We start from the raw sequence: 16673 nt of genomic DNA on the forward strand, positions 1-16673 counted from the left end.
TTCTAAAACTTTTATTTTTAAAGGTATACGAATGTCTAACAATTTATGTTAATAATTAAACAAAACAATGTTAGCAATTTATTATTTCATGTAAAGGACAAAAAAAACCCTTCTGTCAGAAGGGTTTTTTATTTTCTATCTTTAATTATACTTATAGACCAACTCTGTAAATAAGATCCAAGCCTACAAAAAAGCTACTGTCAAATTCGGCATTTAATCTATTACGATCATCACCACTCACCTGGAAAGTTAACACCTGTGCTCCTACTTTATCTCCTGTGTTATACACACCATAGTCAGTAGTATCAAAACCTGCTTTAATACGAGCTAATACTTGGTTTTTAAACAATCCGTAGGAAGCATACAAACCGAATCTAATTGATTCTTCTTGAGCATATAAATCTTGAGAATAACCATTAAGGAAATAAGATTTAACACTTGTCCTTAAATCAGCACCTAGAGCAAATTTCTTACTGAAATAATAGTTAGCCTCCATTTTAATAGGTAATAAAGCGTCTAAAGTAAACTTTCTATTTTTAGTTCTATAATACACACCAACCAATGGCGTAATTATTTGTCCAAATTCTTCGGTACTAGAATACATTCCAAAACGGTAAACTCTTCTGGAGTTTTTCTTCATCTCCATAAAGGCTATAGCGCCAAATTGAAAAGCATTATCTAAATCACCATCAAAATTTGAAGCAAATTTTGGTAGCAACACATAATTACCCGTCCATTTTCTACTATGTTTCATTTTCACCCCTAAATTTAATCTAGTCATCAATAGTCGATCATCCTCTAATGAATTAAAAATGTTAGGGAAATTTGCTCCTTGTAGACTAAATAAGTTGTCTATTTGAGTATTCTCAACAGTTAGACCAGTAACTAAGGTCGTTTTGGAACTTAATGGTGTAGGATATAAAATTTCTAAATTAACGTTAGAAATATCTGTTTCTTCAAAATCTCCATCAACATCTTGCATTGAAGTTCTAGCGAGATTTAACCGCACAACATCTAGCGTAGTCTGTGAAAAAGCTACACCAGTCATAAGGAAACATAGTAAAAAGGTAAATTTTCTCATTTGTTTATTAATTAATCGCTCAATGATACTATAAAATTATGAGAAATTTAAGAACACCTAGTAGAAAATGAGAATATAATAAACCTGTTAATAGGTAAACACACTCATTCTAAGATTGTTTACGCTTTCTTTGTCTTGCCTTTTTCTCGCGATATTTTTTTATCCTTTTAGCTCTTTCGGCAAGTTGAATGCTGTCGTAATTAGCTGGTAAAGCCTCGGTATAAGCTTTCCAGGTGGACTTGCCTTCAAAGTAATCGATAGGAATAGCACTTTGTTGTTCCTCAAGAGTTTCCTGTCTAAAGGCATTTATTAAAATGTCTTCTATATAAAAATCATCTACAACCATATGTGGTTTGTACTCTTCCTTTAATGAAATATCAAAAATCTTTGCCGTGTTATTGAACCAGAATGCACTCCAGCCACTACGTAATCGCTTAATCAGTTCAAATGCAGTGTCGCCTGTCTGTCTGTGAATTAATTTAATAAGGATTTGCCCTTCAGTCCGTGTCAATTTCTTAAGTTCGGCAGTGAATTCTTCCTCGATATACTTTTCGACCATTTTTGCATATCGTTTTTTATCTCTAGTATTTTCTAATGTCGCTAGCCTTTTATCCAGTTCCTGTAACCTTTCTGCTGCTAGTTTTGCATAGGGCCACACTTTCAAAGTTTTACGTTTTAAGATTAAATACCTTATACGTTCGTATTTATGGTCAAATTTCAACTTTTGAATAAGCATAATTTGGTCCAGTTCCACAGCACTCACTGAATCACCGTCTATAAAATAATATTCTGGCGAGCTGGATTTTACGCTGTCTACTTTTACCTTAAGTGTATCTGGTAATTGCGCTTTCGCGAAAGCGTACACAAAACAAACCAATAGAATAAAAAGTAATTTTTTCATAGCAGTTACCTCTGTTCAAAAGGCATTCCAAAAATAATAAAGATGCCACTATAAAAAGTGCTAAGTGCGCAGTATATTCACGTTTTTAAATTTTAATCCATGGCAGAAAAAAGTCTTCTTAATAAAAAATCCCTTGAATTTCTAGAAAATTACCTAAACACAGCCTCGCCTACTGGTTATGAGTGGAATGGTCAACGTGTTTGGATGGATTATTTAAAACCTTATGTAGATGAATTTATAACTGACAATTACGGTACGGCTGTAGGAGTTATAAATCCCGATGCAAAATATAAAGTAGTCATTGAAGGTCATGCAGATGAGATAAGCTGGTACGTTAATTACATCACCGATGATGGACTTATTTACGTAATACGCAATGGTGGTTCTGATCACCAGATTGCTCCTTCTAAAGTGGTAAATATTCATACCAAAAAGGGTATCGTAAAAGGCGTTTTTGGATGGCCAGCTATTCATACTCGTAGTAGAGCCAATGAAAAAGCTCCTAAACCAGATAATATATTTATTGATTGTGGTTGTACTACAAAGGACGAGGTATTAGAACTAGGTGTTGACGTGGGATCAGTAATCACTTACCCAGATGAGTTCTTTGTCTTAAACGGTAACAAATTTGTTTGTCGTGCCCTTGATAATCGTATGGGTGGTTTTATGATTGCCGAAGTAGCTCGATTACTGAAAGAGAATAATCAGGAACTGGACTTTGGATTGTATGTAACAAATTCTGTTCAAGAAGAAATAGGTTTGCGCGGTGCCGAAATGATTACACAAACCATTAAACCTAATGTTGCCATCGTCACTGATGTTACTCACGATACCACTACTCCAATGATCGACATGAAGAAAAATGGAGATGCTGCTATAGGTAAAGGACCCGTATTAGCCTATGCTCCTGCGATACAAAATAACCTGCGTAATTTGATTATGGATGCTGCAGATGCTGCAGATATTCCCTATCAAAAAAGAGCTACCTCGCGCAGTACAGGAACCGATACTGATGCATTTGCCTATTCTAATGGTGGAGTTCCTAGTGCTTTAATATCGTTGCCATTGAGATACATGCACACCACTGTAGAAATGGTACACCGTGATGATGTTGAAAACGTGATAAAAATGATTTATGAATCACTATTAAAAATAAATAACAATCACGATTTTAATTACTTCAATAATGGGAACGCAGGTCTTTATTAAAGACAATAACTAATAATTTAAAAACAGGTCAAATAACAAATTGACCTGTTTTTTTTGTGCTTCATTTTCTATTTAATGGGTCACTTTATTTATATCTCTTCTTTATTGGTATTTACCTATTATAATATAAGCTATATCTAGTTCCAGCTATTGTATGTGTCGATATGTTGCACTACTTTTACTTTATGACCGAAGTGGAAATAGCCGAAGAAAACAAACTTATTGCGCAAGGATATAAAGACTTGCTCAAGATCAGTTATCAAACTCTTACCGATGAGGATAAAAAACTTATTCGTAAGGCTTTTGATATTGCTGTAGAAGCTCATGCACCACAGCGTCGTAAATCTGGCGAGGCCTACATCTTCCATCCTATTGCCGTTGCAAAAATTGTAGCCAAAGAAATAGGTCTGGATGCCACAGCAATAGCAGCAGCCTTATTACATGATGTTGTTGAAGATACAGAATACTCTCTCAATGACATAGAGCGTCTTTTTAATCCGACAATCGCTCGCATTGTTGATGGTCTTACTAAAATCGCGCATCTTAAAAAGGATGGTGATATTTCTACACAAGCAGAGAATTTTAGAAAAATGCTGCTTACCCTTAACGAGGATGTACGTGTAATCATTATTAAGATTGCAGACCGTTTGCACAACATGCAAACAATGGACAGCATGCCTGATTATAAACAGGTTAAAATAGCGTCTGAAACGCTCTATATCTATGCTCCTATTGCACATCGTTTAGGTCTTTACAACATTAAAACAGAACTTGAAGACCTAGGTCTTAAATATACTGAACCTGAGGTGTATAGTGATATACAAAACTCAATTAAGGAAAGTAAAGAAGAACAAGATCGTTATATAAAAGAATTTAGTGATATTATTGACGATAGTCTTAATAAAGAAGGCCTTGAATATACGATATACGGTAGGCATAAGTCAGTCTTTAGTATACGTAGAAAGATGCTTAAACAAGGTGTTTCCTTTGACGAGGTCTACGATAAATTTGCAATACGAATTGTTTTTAGAAGTGATCGTGCAAATGAAAAATTTCTGGCTTGGAAAGTATACTCAGTAGTAACAGATCATTTTAGACCCAATCCTGTAAGGCTTAGAGACTGGATAAGCTCGCCAAAATCTACAGGTTATGAAGCGTTGCACATCACGGTGATGGGCCCAGATGGCAAATGGGTAGAAGTTCAAATAAGATCAGAGCGCATGCATGAAGTAGCTGAAAAAGGTTACGCAGCGCATTATAAATACAAGCAAGGTAACCAAGAAGACGGACTCGAGGAATGGCTGAATCGTTTACAAGACGCTCTTGAAAACCCAGAGGTAAACGCAGTTGATTTTGTTGAACAATTTAAACTCAACTTATACAGTAAGGAGATATTTGTATTTACGCCAAAAGGTGATTTAAAATCATTACCTAAAGGCTCTACTCCATTAGACTTTGCCTTTGCCATTCACACAGAAGTAGGTATGCGCACTCGTGGCGCGCGAGTAAACGGTAAATTAGTACCGCTATCTCACGAATTAAAAAGTGGTGATCAGGTGGATATTATCACCTCAGAAAACCAGAAACCTACTAAAAACTGGTTGGACTATGCAACAACGGCACGTGCACGTTCCAAAATTAAAAGTGCTTTAAAAGAAGATCAAACACTAATTGCCGATGAAGGAAAAGTAGTGCTTGCGCGAAAACTGAAGTCCCAAAAAATCAACTTGGATAATAATGTGATCAATGAAATGGTGAACTTTTTTAAGTTAAAAACCAGTCAAGACCTATTTTACCGAGTAGGAACAGGTGTTATAGACAACAAAGCCATTAAAGAGTACGCTAGTAGTCGTAGTAACGCTTTATACAGTTTTATAAAAAACAAAATCCGTAAGCCAAAGTCTAATCCGGATTTGGATAAACAAGAAGTTACCGAAAATTACGACGACATAGTATTTGGTAAAGAACAAGTTCAATTAGATTACACATTATCTAAATGCTGTAATCCAATTCCAGGAGATTCCGTTTTTGGATTTACAACAGTAAGTGAAGGTATTAAGGTTCATAAAAACAATTGTCCTAATGCTATTAGTTTACAGAGTAAATTTGCATATAGAATTATCAGTGCAAAATGGATTGATTCAACGCAACGTGAACACAAGGCAGATCTTGTACTTACAGGAATAGATAGACTGGGATTGGTTCAAGAAGTGACACAAGTCATTTCAGAATTTATGAGCGTAAATATCAAAAGTATCAGCTTCAGTAGTGATGATGGTATTTTTAAAGGTGAGATTACAGTAGTAGTGACTAATAAAAAGATTTTACAAACGTTGATGCAAAATCTGAATAAAATAAACGGAATAGACAAAGTAACGAGATCGTAATAATGAGTGAAATTATTAACAATTTGGAAAAGGAGCAGGAAATCGTGAAGAATGTTTTCACTCAATTTCTTAGTGATAACAAACACAGGAAAACACCTGAACGTTTTGCCATCCTGGCTGAAATTTATGCCAGTGATGAGCATTTTGATGTAGAGTCATTATACATTAAAATGAAGGAACAAAACTATCGCGTAAGTCGCGCCACACTTTATAATACGATAGATTTACTTATGGAATGTAAATTGGTGCGCAGGCACCAATTTGGTCAAAATCAGTCCTATTATGAGAAATCATATTTTGACAAACAACACGATCATTTAATACTTCAAGACACCAATGAAGTTATTGAATTTTGTGACCCTAGAATTGAGTCAATAAAAAAGACAATTGAAGAGGTTTTTGATGTCCAAATAACCAATCATTCTTTATACTTTTACGGCGTTAAAAATTCAACGGAAAACAATCAATAATGGCAGTAGATTTATTGCTCGGTTTGCAATGGGGCGACGAGGGAAAAGGTAAAATAGTAGACGTTTTAACTTCTAACTACGATATCATTGCAAGATTTCAAGGAGGACCCAATGCTGGTCACACTTTAGAGTTTGATGGTATCAAACACGTATTAAGAACAATCCCTAGTGGTATCTTTCACGACAAAGCTATCAACGTGATAGGAAATGGTGTAGTAATTGATCCTGTAGTTCTAGCACAAGAATTAGACGGTCTTAAACAATTCAACATCAATTATGTTGAACGATTAATAATTTCTAGGAAGGCGCATATCATTTGTCCAACTCACAGACTACTAGATGCAGCAAGTGAAGCGGCAAAAGGTAAAGCAAAAATAGGTTCGACCCTTAAAGGAATTGGTCCTACTTATATGGATAAAACAGGTAGAAATGGTATCCGTGTAGGTGATATAGAATTGGACAATTGGAAGGAGAAATACCGCGCTCTTGCAGATAAGCATGAAGATCTTATTGGTTTCCATAATGTTGATATACAATACGACCTTAAAGAATTAGAAGAAGAATTCTTCACCGCTATAGAACGTTTAAAGGAATTGACATTCATTGATTCTGAAGAATACCTACATCAAGCACAAAAACAAGGGAAATCAATCCTTGCTGAAGGTGCTCAAGGTAGTTTGTTAGATATTGACTTTGGAACATACCCTTTTGTAACTTCTTCAAACACCACTGCAGCCGGAGCTTGTACAGGTTTAGGTGTTGCTCCTAACAGAATAGGTGAAGTATTTGGTATTTTTAAAGCATATACAACACGAGTAGGTAGCGGTCCATTCCCTACTGAACTTTTTGATGAAACAGGAGAAAAAATGGCTAAGGTAGGTCATGAATTTGGTGCCGTAACAGGAAGACCGAGACGTTGTGGTTGGTTAGACCTAGTTGCATTAAAATATGCCTGTCAAGTTAATGGGGTAACTCAACTTATGATGATGAAAGGAGATGTCCTTTCAGGTTTTGACGCTTTACAAGTTTGTACGGCTTATAAGTATAAAGGAGAAACCATAGAGCACTTGCCTTATAATATAGAAGCGGAAAACATCACTCCAATTTATAGTGAATTTTCCTGTTGGGAAGAAGATCTTACTCAAATGACATCGGTAGATCAGTTTCCTAAAGAGCTCAATGCATACATTGAGTTTTTAGAAAAGGAACTAGAAATTCCTATTAAAATAGTAAGTGTAGGTCCAGATCGTAAACAGACCATACACAGATAAACATAAAGCTGGTTTCATTTTTGAACCGGCTTTTTTTAAATAAGTTTATTTTGAAAAAATATCTTAATACAATGCTCAAAGGTGTACTCATGGGTACTGCCGATGTCGTGCCAGGTGTTTCTGGTGGAACTATAGCATTTATAACGGGAATTTACGAGGAACTTATAGCCACTATTGACGGGTTGAGTTTTCAGGCTATTAAAGACATAAAACTTATTGGTTTTGGTGGTGTAATTAGAAAGTACAACTTAAAATTCTTACTTAGTTTAATATTAGGAATTGGAATAGCAGTTGTAAGCCTGTCAAAGCTCATTAGTTATCTTCTTGAAACCTATCCAGTTCTAGTATGGGCATTTTTCTTTGGTTTAGTGGTAGCGAGTATACTATACATAGCCAGACAAATCAAAAGATGGAACGGCACTGCCCTGCTTGCCATTATAATAGGAACAGCAATATCGTATTATATTACAATTGCAGAACCTATAGGATCACCAGATACCTGGTGGTACATTATTTTTTCAGGATTCATAGCAATAATAGCTATGATACTTCCGGGCGTTTCGGGTGCTTTTTTATTACTTCTTTTAGGAAGTTATAAAGTAATTATAGGCAGTATATCTGGTCTAGTTGAAGCCTTGTCACAAGGAGATTGGTCTTTAGTCGGTAAATACTTGACTAACTTGATGTTATTTGCCCTTGGTTGTATCGTTGGTTTAAAGATTTTTTCAAGAATATTAACCTGGTTATTCAAGAATAAAGAAAATACAACACTGGCTTTGCTTACAGGTTTTATGATTGGTTCTCTCAACAAATTATGGCCATGGAAGAAGGTTATAAGCACACGAGTGAATAGTCACGGCGAGGAAGTTCCTTTTTTGGAAAAAAGTATTTTACCCCAATACTTTGATGGAGAACCTAAAATACTGTTAGTTTTTATTCTTGCCTTGCTAGGTTTTGCACTTATTTTTATCTTAGAAAAATGGGCTGCTAAAAAACAATAACACGTGCGTCAACCTACTCGTAGTTTTACCGATAAGTTATTACTTATACTCAAGGGTATCGCTATGGGAACTGCAAACAAAGTTCCCGGCGTGAGCGGCGGTGTTGTGGCATACGTTACTGGTTTCTATGAAGAATTTATTTACAGCCTTCAAAAACTCAATCTCAAAGCACTTAAGTTACTTTTTAACGGTAGATTCAGGTCTTTCTTTCATTATGTAAACGGTAGGTTTTTAAGCCTATTACTCCTGGGTGAAGCTATAAGCTACTTTACTGTTTCTATAGGGTTTGATGTATTATTAGAATATTACCCTATTCTTATATGGGCTTTATTTTTTGGGATGATATTAGGTTCCATTTATTATATCGCCCGTAATTATAACAGTTGGACTCGACAAAATATCATCATTTTAATGATAGGTATAGCCATAGGCGTGGGAACATCATTACTCGATCCTGCTACACAAAACACTAATTTGTTTTTTGTTTTCTTTTGTGGGATGGTGAGTATTTGCGGTATGACCTTACCTGGATTGAGTGGTAGCTTCATCCTTATTCTTCTAGGTAATTACGTTCTTTTACTGGTGGATAGTATTAATGCTTTATTCAACACCATGGTAGCAATCGCGAGATGGGATTTCTCATGGTGGTACGACAGTGTTCATATGGATTTGTTATTGATCTTGGTAGTCTTTGTTGCTGGTTCTATTTTTGGCTTGGTAAGTTTATCTCATCTATTGGGATGGACGATGAAAAACTTTCGTAATCAGACTAACGCTATGATTATAGGATTTATAACAGGATCCTTAGGAGTTGTATGGCCTTGGAAACAAGCCATTTATCAACGCACAGTTACAGGTGAAATTTCTTTAGATGCTAGTGGTAATGAGATTTTAGTAGATTACAACAGGTACTGGCCCGATCTTGCAACTGCTCAAACATGGATAGCAATTGCTATGATTTTAATAGGATATTTAATTGTGTATTTACTTAGTCGATATGGAAATAAAGCAAATCCCGCATAGCATTTTTGGATTAATCGGTAAGCGATTAGATTACAGTTTTTCTAGATCCTATTTTACAGAAAAATTCGAATCATTAGGCTTACAAGATCATGAGTATAGAAATTTTGAAATTCCTGATGCTAGTGAATTAGTTCGCTTTCGCGAAAGCGTAACCTATGACTTACAAACACGCACCACAGCTGGTAAATCTGAAATTATACGTGGTTTGAATGTAACCATACCTTACAAACAAGATATTATGGATATTCTGGACGAGATAAGTCCAGAGGCGAGAGATATAGGTGCTGTTAATACTATAGCTATTGAAGATAACAGGTGGACCGGTTATAATACGGATGCCTACGGATTTGGCAAGGGCTTATCCCCTTTTTTACCCATCAAAAAGAATGCGCTTATATTAGGTACTGGCGGTGCTTCAAAGGCTGTTGCCTATACGCTAGAATCTATGCAAATTCCTTATTTATTTGTTTCCAGAAATCCTAAGGATGAATTTACGATAGACTATAAATCCGTTTCACCTCAAGTGATGAAAATGGTTGGGTTAATTATCAATACCACTCCGCTAGGCACTCATCCAGATATCGAAGTTGCACCTGAAATTCCTTATGATCAGGTAACAGGTCAACATGTTTTTTATGATTTAGTTTATAATCCACCACAAACTCTTTTTATGAAAAAGGCAAGTGCTCACGGCGCACAGGTCATTAACGGAAAACAAATGCTAGTACATCAGGCTGAAAAAGCTTGGGAAATATGGAATAAGTAAGGCATCATAACGTTGTAATTGCATATCATTCTGATTATCTTGCCCACCTATTTTTTAAATGAAAAAAATGAACAAGAACGACAACCTGCCACAAGCAGATGGACAAAATGATGCAAAGCATCTATCCGACGAGACTAATGCGATTGAAAATGCCTTTATCGCAGAACAAAAAAAGGCAGAAGAATCTAAAAAGGAGCACATCGAGGTGGAACCTGTTAAAGAAACTACGACAGTTGATGGCACCAACAAAGCTTCTCAAAAAGCAGAAGACCATTCTACTACTCATGAAGACACCATGGTGGAAGAAAGTGAAGCTGTACAAAATGCTACTGATCCTATCATCGATGAAAATGAAGAAGCCGATAAGGATGAAAATCAGGATAATACGGTAGAAATCCCTGAAAAGGAATACGAGACCATGAATCAAAAGGAACTTATTGATGAGCTGCGTCAACTGATGCAAGAATATCCCATCAATAGTTTTAGAGATCAGGCCGAAAAAATTAAGAAGAACTTTGAAAAACGTGATGTAGAGATTCACGAGGAAGAAAAGGCAAAGTTTGAAAAAGAGAATCCACCTTCTGACGATCCACTAGCACCACAGTTCGAATATAATAACGAGCTTACTAAGGTATTTAACGATTTACACCGTACATATCGTAAGGAAAAAGGAGAATTTCAAAGAAAACGTCGTGCACAGCAAGAAGCTAATCTTGTAAAACGTCGTGAGATTATTGAAGGAATTAAAACCTTGATTACCGAAGAGGAAAACATTGGTACCACTTTCAAAAAGTTTCATGATTTACAAGAAAACTGGCGTTCTACAGGTCCTATCCCGCATGATGCTTACAACATCACTTGGGAAGATTATAGACTTGCTACCCAAAACTTTTATGACTACATAGACCTTTCTAAAGAATTACGTGATAAAGACTTTGAACGTAACCTTGAACTACGTCATAAAATAATAGCTCGCGCTGAAGAATTAGGACAAGAAGACAACATTCACAAAGCGCTACGTGAACTTCAGGAATTACACCGCATGTGGAAAGAAGATGTAGGTCCAGTAGCACAAGAACACAGAGACCCTACTTGGGAATCATTTAAAGCAGCTACAAAAGTAATTCATGACAAACGTCAAGAATTTTATAAGGAGCGTGATAAGCAGCAAGAACACAATAAGATGGTGAAGGAAAACATCATCGCCGAGGTTCAAAAAATAACTGAAACAGGTGCTAAATCTCATAAAGAATGGCAAGACCGTTTAAAAGAGATTGACGTACTCAAGGAGTTATTCAAAAATACAGGAGCAGCCCCTAAAGATGTGAATAATGATTTATGGGATCAATATAGATCGGTAACTAGGGAATTCAATAGAGCCAAAAACAACTTTTATAAAGAGCTTAAAGACGAGCAAAATGAGAATCTTAAAAAGAAAATGGATCTCATCGCTATTGCCGAAGAACATCAAAACTCTGAAGATTTCGCTGGAAGCCTACAGGTTATGAAGCGTATTCAGGCAGACTGGAAAAAAATAGGTCACGTACCTCGAAAAGATAGTGACAAGATTTGGAAACGTTTTCAAAAGGCTTGTAACGCTTTCTTTGATAAAAAGAATGCTCAAAAAGAAGCTGCTACTGTAGAAGAGAAAGAAAATTACGAAGCAAAGCTTAAGATTTATGATGCTTTAAAGGAAATGTTGCCACAGGATGATAAAAAGGCTATGCAGTCGGATATTCAATCTTTCATGGATCAATGGTCTGCGATAGGACGCGTGCCTTACTCAAAACGTTTTATTCAAGATAAGTTTGAGAAACTCGTTAAAGCTAAATTTAAAGCAGCTGGTTTAAGTGAGGTAGATGCAGAAATGCTAAAATATCAAAACAAATTGAGCTCGTTAGAAAATGGTAATGAAAGAGACTTTAAAAACGAGCGTTTTTACTTGAGAAAACGTCAGGATGAGATAAAAAAGGAAATTTTACAACTGCAAAATAACCTTCAGTTTTTTAATTCTAAGGATGACAAAAATCCATTAATACTTGCACAAAAGAAAAATATTGCAGATCTACAGAAAGAGCTAGACGTGGTAAAAGAAAAACAAAAGCAGGTTAATATACTTGAACGTCAATTGGCCCAACAAGAAGAAGTAACAACTGAGGTTACATCGGAAGAATAAGCAGATTAAACTTCTCTTAATTCTAAAAAAAGCCTTGAACGATTGTTCAAGGCTTTTTTATGGGAGAAACATCCGATTAACCTACACCCTATTCATCTTTCTATATCCTTAAACAATTAAAGGAAACATAAAGCTGAAATTTAAATAAAATTAAGTCCGTAACTTGGGCTTTAATATGATGACGTTTATCGTAATTCTTACAGTTTCTGCAGCTTTAATTCTTGGAGCCGTTTGGGGTATTTATGGTTCACTGTCTAAAAAACTGGAAGGTTTTTTAGTCGCTTTGGCTGGTGGAGCTTTATTAGTTTCAGCAATCTTGGAATTAATTCATCCTTCATTGAAGAACGATTCTGTTGGGATCACGTTGCTCTGTGTATTTTTGGGCGCTACTATTTTCACAGGTTTGGACTATTTAATCAAAGAAAAATGGGGATCTAATAGCGGTGCTGGTTTACTGGCTGCCATTACTTTAGATGGCATACCAGAAAACCTAGCTTTAGGAGTTGCTTTGATAAGTGCAAGCCCATTATCTGTGGCAGCGCTTTCTGGTTCCATCCTATTATCAAATTTACCCGAAGCAGCTGGTGGTGCTAAGGAGATGGCTGAAAACACCTCTTCCAAACGGAAAATATTAATTCTATGGATCGCTACCGCCATAATCTTATCTATGGCAGCTTTAATAGGTCATTTCCTATTGGATGATGTTCCAAAGAGTTATTTAAACTACATAAAATGTTTTGCTGGCGGTGCAGTTGTAGCTTCCCTGGCGATAGAAGTATTTCCAAAGGCTTTTAAGGAGAATAAATACTGGAGTGGAGTAGCTACTGCTATAGGTCTTATTCTGGCTCTATACTTAAATACTTTAGGAGAATAGTAAGAAACCTTGTTTGTCAAATTTCTACCTTGCCATAAAAAAGATGACTCCATATCCTAAATCATTTTCCCATATAGGGATTACAGTACCCGATATTCATAAAGCAGTTGTATTTTACTCAGAAATAATGGGTTGGTATGTAATTATGCCACCTTCAACAGTGAAAAAAGAGACTGACACGGCCATTGGTCAAATGTGTATTGATGTGTTTGGTGAAGATTGGGAAAGTTTTAAAATTGCTCATTTATCTACATCTGACGGAATAGGTATTGAACTCTTTGCATTCCCTTTTGGTCAAAAAGAAGCACCAGAATTTAATCCTTTCAATACAGGATTATTTCATTTTTGTGTTCAAGATCCTGAGATTGAAAAATTAACTGAGCGTATTGTGGATGCTGGAGGAAAACAACGTATGCCTATACGAGAATATTATCCTAATGAAAAACCGTATAAAATGGTTTATGTTGAGGATCCATTTGGAATTGTGTTTGAAATTTACACACACAGCTACGAACTCACCTATTCCTCTGGAGCTTATCAAAATGAGGATTAATCCTTTTTAAGACATTAGTTATAACGCCCAACAAAGTACCTTCATTTGGAATTTGTGGAATTTTAAACTGAACAAGTTTCGCAAATTCCTTGAAGTAGCACATCAGTCTTGTGTATAGTTCGACCTGAGATTTTAGGAATATTTACCGAGGCTTCTTCTAGACAATCTACCTTACCACAATTCGTACATTGAAAATGAGGATGATTATGCACGTGTGAATCCTTATTACAATCCTGGCAAATAGCGTAACGCTTAATCCCATCACGGTCTAAAAAAGAATGTACTAAGCCATCATCCTCTAGCCTTTCTAATGCACGATATACCGTAGTTTTGTTTACTTTTTCTTTTAAGCGATCAACTAATTCTACAGCTGCAATAGCTTGATTACTTTTCTTAAATTGATCAAGCAACAGTCCAATTGTCGATGTCTTACGTTGTATGCCCATAACGCAAAATTATACTTTCATAGAGTTACTACCAACTTTACTTCTTACTTTTGCAACTGTGTTGCATTAAAATATAAAAATGAAAGTAAACTTATTAAAACCTGATGTATATGGAGCTACAGCAAGCATTATGTGTATCATACACTGTGTAGCAACTCCTATTCTTTTTATCGCACATGCGCACACTCATGGCACGATTGATCATCATAATCACGCCGCAGCACCTATCTGGTGGGATTATCTTGATTTTATATTTCTGTTTGTTTCCTTTATAGCTATCAAGCAAACCCTACAAAAAAGTTCTAGGAACTGGATGAAGTACGTTTTATGGTCAACTTATAGTTTACTGTTTCTCTTAATTGTTAATGAGAAAATAGAAATTATAGCCTTGGCAGAATCTGTTACTTATGGCGTTGCTATTGTGCTTGCAGGTTTACACCTATTTCATTTAAAGTATTGTCAATGTAATGATGAACAATGCTGCCTTCATTAAAAATTGTTACATCCAATTACGATTGCTTTTTATTACCGTATTATTTATATAATTCAGTAAGTGGTTAACAGCGTCTTTTTTAAAATACCTCAACCCATTACTGCCAGAGGCTGTATGAAACTTAACATGCATTTCTTCACGCCTTCTTATAAAAATACTGTCCCATTTTTCTACTGCTTGCGCTTTAAATACAGGACTTATAGAAAAGCTCTTGAATAACCAGCCTTTTTTAAATCCTATAAAATCTTTATCTGTGACTATACCACTATTGCTACCATACATATAGCTCCAAAAGACAATCAATACCGCTGGTATAAGCATAGGTACCACCCAGTTATAATCTCCAAAATATGCTAGCGGAACCAACGTAGGAATCAAAGTGGCAAGCATGATATAACTTGCTAATCTCATGTATGAAAAACCATTACATGGAATATCAATAGTAGCATCAACAACGCTATCCTTAAAAGCCGTTTCTTGTAGTATTTTAATATGCTCTTTTTTACAGGCAGGAATACTTACTTTAGAAGCCTTATTAGCATCTGACTGAGCTTGATAAATATAGGCTGTAGAATAGCCTAACCACTGTCTTAAAGGGTTTGTTCTAAATTCGAGAGATTGAATTTTCTCAATAGGAACACGGATTTCTTGACGCTTGATTAATCCCATAGAAAGTTCAAGATGACTTTGATAAACTACAGCCTTAAAACCATAGTAATTACTAAAAACAGTTATTAAGCTTACCACTATGGAGAATACCAAGAATATCAATAAAAAACTAAATAGCATACCCAAACTAGCAAAACTCATTAGATTTTCCCATTCCCAACCATCTAAATAATCTCCGAAAAACTGCTTAATTACATCCTGAAATTTAAAATAACTTCCTACTACAAGACCTATTGCTACGCCACCACTGCGCAAGTGGTTTTGGGTCATACCTACTTTGAAAAGATCTAAGAAACTTAATTTTAGCAAGGTAGATGAAACCTCGTTGGAAGTAGGATTTACTGTTTTCTTTTCTGGTTCTGTAACTTCAGTTTTCTCCTGCTCTACCCTTTGGTTACTTATGTCGAGTAGAGCTTGTTTAAGAGAAAGCGCTGCCGACTCGTCCAGTGCTTTAATCTCCAGTTCTTTCTCCTTGGAACCAGCTGTTTCTATTTGTACACTGTATACCTTAAGTATACGTTGTAGCAAATTTTGCTCTAGATTTACAGATTGAATGCGTTCTAGCGGAACCGCTTTTTTTTCCTTAAATAACCATCCTTTATTCAGTATAAATTCATCTTGTTCTATGTGAAATTTGAAAAACAAGTATTGAATTACTGGTCCTATTAAGCTGGTAGCCGCAACAAAAAGTACTAATCCTGTAAAAGCAAGCCCTTCAAGAAATCCTCGCATCCCAAAAGCTGCAAAAACGAAAAAGAATATAAAACCCCTTAAGCTCTTAAAGGCATACAGAGCAATAACTTTTTTGCTTTGTCGCTGTGGAGTTGATAAATCAAACATGTGTGCTCGTTTTTCCTGCTACAAATGATTTTAAATTTTGAGCATCTTTAGGATCCAGACCGCTTATGGATAAATCACTAGAAGAACCTCCAGCGGTATAAATCTCTAGCTCACAAAGATTAAAGAGTCTGTCTATAGGTCCATGATTGATTTCAGTATGTTGAATGCGATTGAAGGGTACTGTGATTTGATGGTGAAAGATCCATCCTTTGCGATACGTTATATCGTGTTCTCTTAAAGTATAACCTCGAACAAAATATTCCTTATAATTCACAAATAATGAAAACAAAAGTATAAAAGCCCATAAACCTAATCCACTCCAGCCCAACCAAGGAAATTCTGAAAAATTATAAAACAAAAAGCCTACCGCTATAGCAAGTGGTATCATGTATAAGGTGTTGGCTATGAGTTTTTTATTTAAAAAACGCTTAGGATGTTTCTCAAATGAAAAGCTTTCAATGTCCGGTAGTGAATGGGTAAGAATTTGCTCGTTTGTCATTATCAACTATTAGA

Annotated in this window: 16 protein-coding genes; 11 read left to right on the forward strand and 5 right to left on the reverse strand. The window is 35.7% G+C overall.

What is annotated here, in order from left to right:
• Nucleotides 1-151: 151 nt before the first annotated feature.
• Nucleotides 152-1081 carry a hypothetical protein gene (locus tag HCN53_RS03340; protein ID WP_042280237.1) on the reverse strand — a complete coding sequence of 310 codons (930 nt, stop codon included), beginning with the start codon at nt 1079-1081 and terminating at the stop codon, nt 152-154.
• A gap of 109 nt (nt 1082-1190) precedes the next feature.
• Nucleotides 1191-1982, reverse strand: a complete 792-nt coding sequence (locus HCN53_RS03345) for a DUF4294 domain-containing protein (RefSeq protein ID WP_167342020.1) — start codon at nt 1980-1982, stop codon at nt 1191-1193.
• Nucleotides 1983-2081: 99 nt separating this feature from the next.
• On the opposite strand from HCN53_RS03345, the gene HCN53_RS03350 reads away from it, so the two are divergent.
• From HCN53_RS03350 to HCN53_RS03395, 10 genes are all read left to right on the forward strand, one after another.
• A complete protein-coding gene (locus HCN53_RS03350; protein WP_167342021.1) occupies nt 2082-3191 on the forward strand; it encodes a M42 family metallopeptidase in 1110 nt (369 codons plus the stop codon).
• A gap of 185 nt (nt 3192-3376) precedes the next feature.
• Nucleotides 3377-5578 (forward strand): RelA/SpoT family protein, encoded by a 2202-nt coding sequence (locus HCN53_RS03355; RefSeq protein ID WP_167342022.1) that lies wholly within the window; start codon nt 3377-3379, stop codon nt 5576-5578.
• 2 nt (nt 5579-5580) lie between these two features.
• On the forward strand, nt 5581-6048 hold the full coding sequence (locus tag HCN53_RS03360; protein ID WP_042280240.1) for a Fur family transcriptional regulator: 468 nt from the start codon (nt 5581-5583) through the stop codon (nt 6046-6048).
• Nucleotides 6048-7319: an adenylosuccinate synthase gene (locus HCN53_RS03365; protein WP_167342023.1), complete on the forward strand. Its 1272-nt coding sequence runs from the start codon at nt 6048-6050 to the stop codon at nt 7317-7319. The genes HCN53_RS03360 and HCN53_RS03365 overlap by 1 nt, the downstream gene beginning before the upstream one ends.
• A 50-nt stretch (nt 7320-7369) precedes the next feature.
• Nucleotides 7370-8320, forward strand: a complete 951-nt coding sequence (locus HCN53_RS03370) for a DUF368 domain-containing protein (RefSeq protein WP_308736870.1) — start codon at nt 7370-7372, stop codon at nt 8318-8320.
• Between the two features lie 3 nt (nt 8321-8323).
• Nucleotides 8324-9343 carry a DUF368 domain-containing protein gene (locus tag HCN53_RS03375; protein ID WP_167342024.1) on the forward strand — a complete coding sequence of 340 codons (1020 nt, stop codon included), beginning with the start codon at nt 8324-8326 and terminating at the stop codon, nt 9341-9343.
• Nucleotides 9318-10109 carry a shikimate dehydrogenase family protein gene (locus HCN53_RS03380; RefSeq protein ID WP_167342025.1) on the forward strand — a complete coding sequence of 264 codons (792 nt, stop codon included), beginning with the start codon at nt 9318-9320 and terminating at the stop codon, nt 10107-10109. Before HCN53_RS03375 ends, HCN53_RS03380 begins: the two co-directional genes overlap by 26 nt.
• A gap of 67 nt (nt 10110-10176) precedes the next feature.
• A complete protein-coding gene (locus HCN53_RS03385; RefSeq protein WP_167342026.1) occupies nt 10177-12285 on the forward strand; it encodes a DUF349 domain-containing protein in 2109 nt (702 codons plus the stop codon).
• A gap of 175 nt (nt 12286-12460) precedes the next feature.
• The gene (locus HCN53_RS03390) at nt 12461-13159 is read left to right on the forward strand and encodes a ZIP family metal transporter (RefSeq protein WP_167342027.1); all 699 of its coding nucleotides are present in this window, start codon (nt 12461-12463) and stop codon (nt 13157-13159) included.
• A 43-nt stretch (nt 13160-13202) separates the two neighbouring features.
• Entirely contained in the window at nt 13203-13712 is a 510-nt protein-coding gene (locus tag HCN53_RS03395) for a lactoylglutathione lyase family protein (protein WP_167343239.1), read from the forward strand.
• 62 nt (nt 13713-13774) lie between these two features.
• Here HCN53_RS03395 and HCN53_RS03400 read toward each other — a convergent pair whose 3' ends face one another.
• Nucleotides 13775-14158, reverse strand: coding sequence for a Fur family transcriptional regulator (locus HCN53_RS03400; RefSeq protein ID WP_167342028.1), 384 nt, complete (start codon nt 14156-14158; stop codon nt 13775-13777).
• Between the two features lie 79 nt (nt 14159-14237).
• On the opposite strand from HCN53_RS03400, the gene HCN53_RS03405 reads away from it, so the two are divergent.
• Nucleotides 14238-14651, forward strand: a complete 414-nt coding sequence (locus tag HCN53_RS03405) for a MerC domain-containing protein (protein ID WP_167342029.1) — start codon at nt 14238-14240, stop codon at nt 14649-14651.
• A gap of 6 nt (nt 14652-14657) precedes the next feature.
• On the opposite strand, the gene HCN53_RS03410 is transcribed toward HCN53_RS03405, so the two are convergent.
• Nucleotides 14658-16160: a PH domain-containing protein gene (locus tag HCN53_RS03410; RefSeq protein WP_167342030.1), complete on the reverse strand. Its 1503-nt coding sequence runs from the start codon at nt 16158-16160 to the stop codon at nt 14658-14660.
• Nucleotides 16153-16659, reverse strand: a complete 507-nt coding sequence (locus HCN53_RS03415; RefSeq protein WP_042280254.1) for a PH domain-containing protein — start codon at nt 16657-16659, stop codon at nt 16153-16155. The genes HCN53_RS03410 and HCN53_RS03415 overlap by 8 nt, the downstream gene beginning before the upstream one ends.
• Nucleotides 16660-16673: the final 14 nt, after the last annotated feature.

The sequence above is a fragment of the Nonlabens sp. SY33080 genome, from assembly GCF_011784885.1.
In the GTDB taxonomy this organism is placed as follows: Bacteria; Bacteroidota; Bacteroidia; order Flavobacteriales; family Flavobacteriaceae; genus Nonlabens; species Nonlabens tegetincola.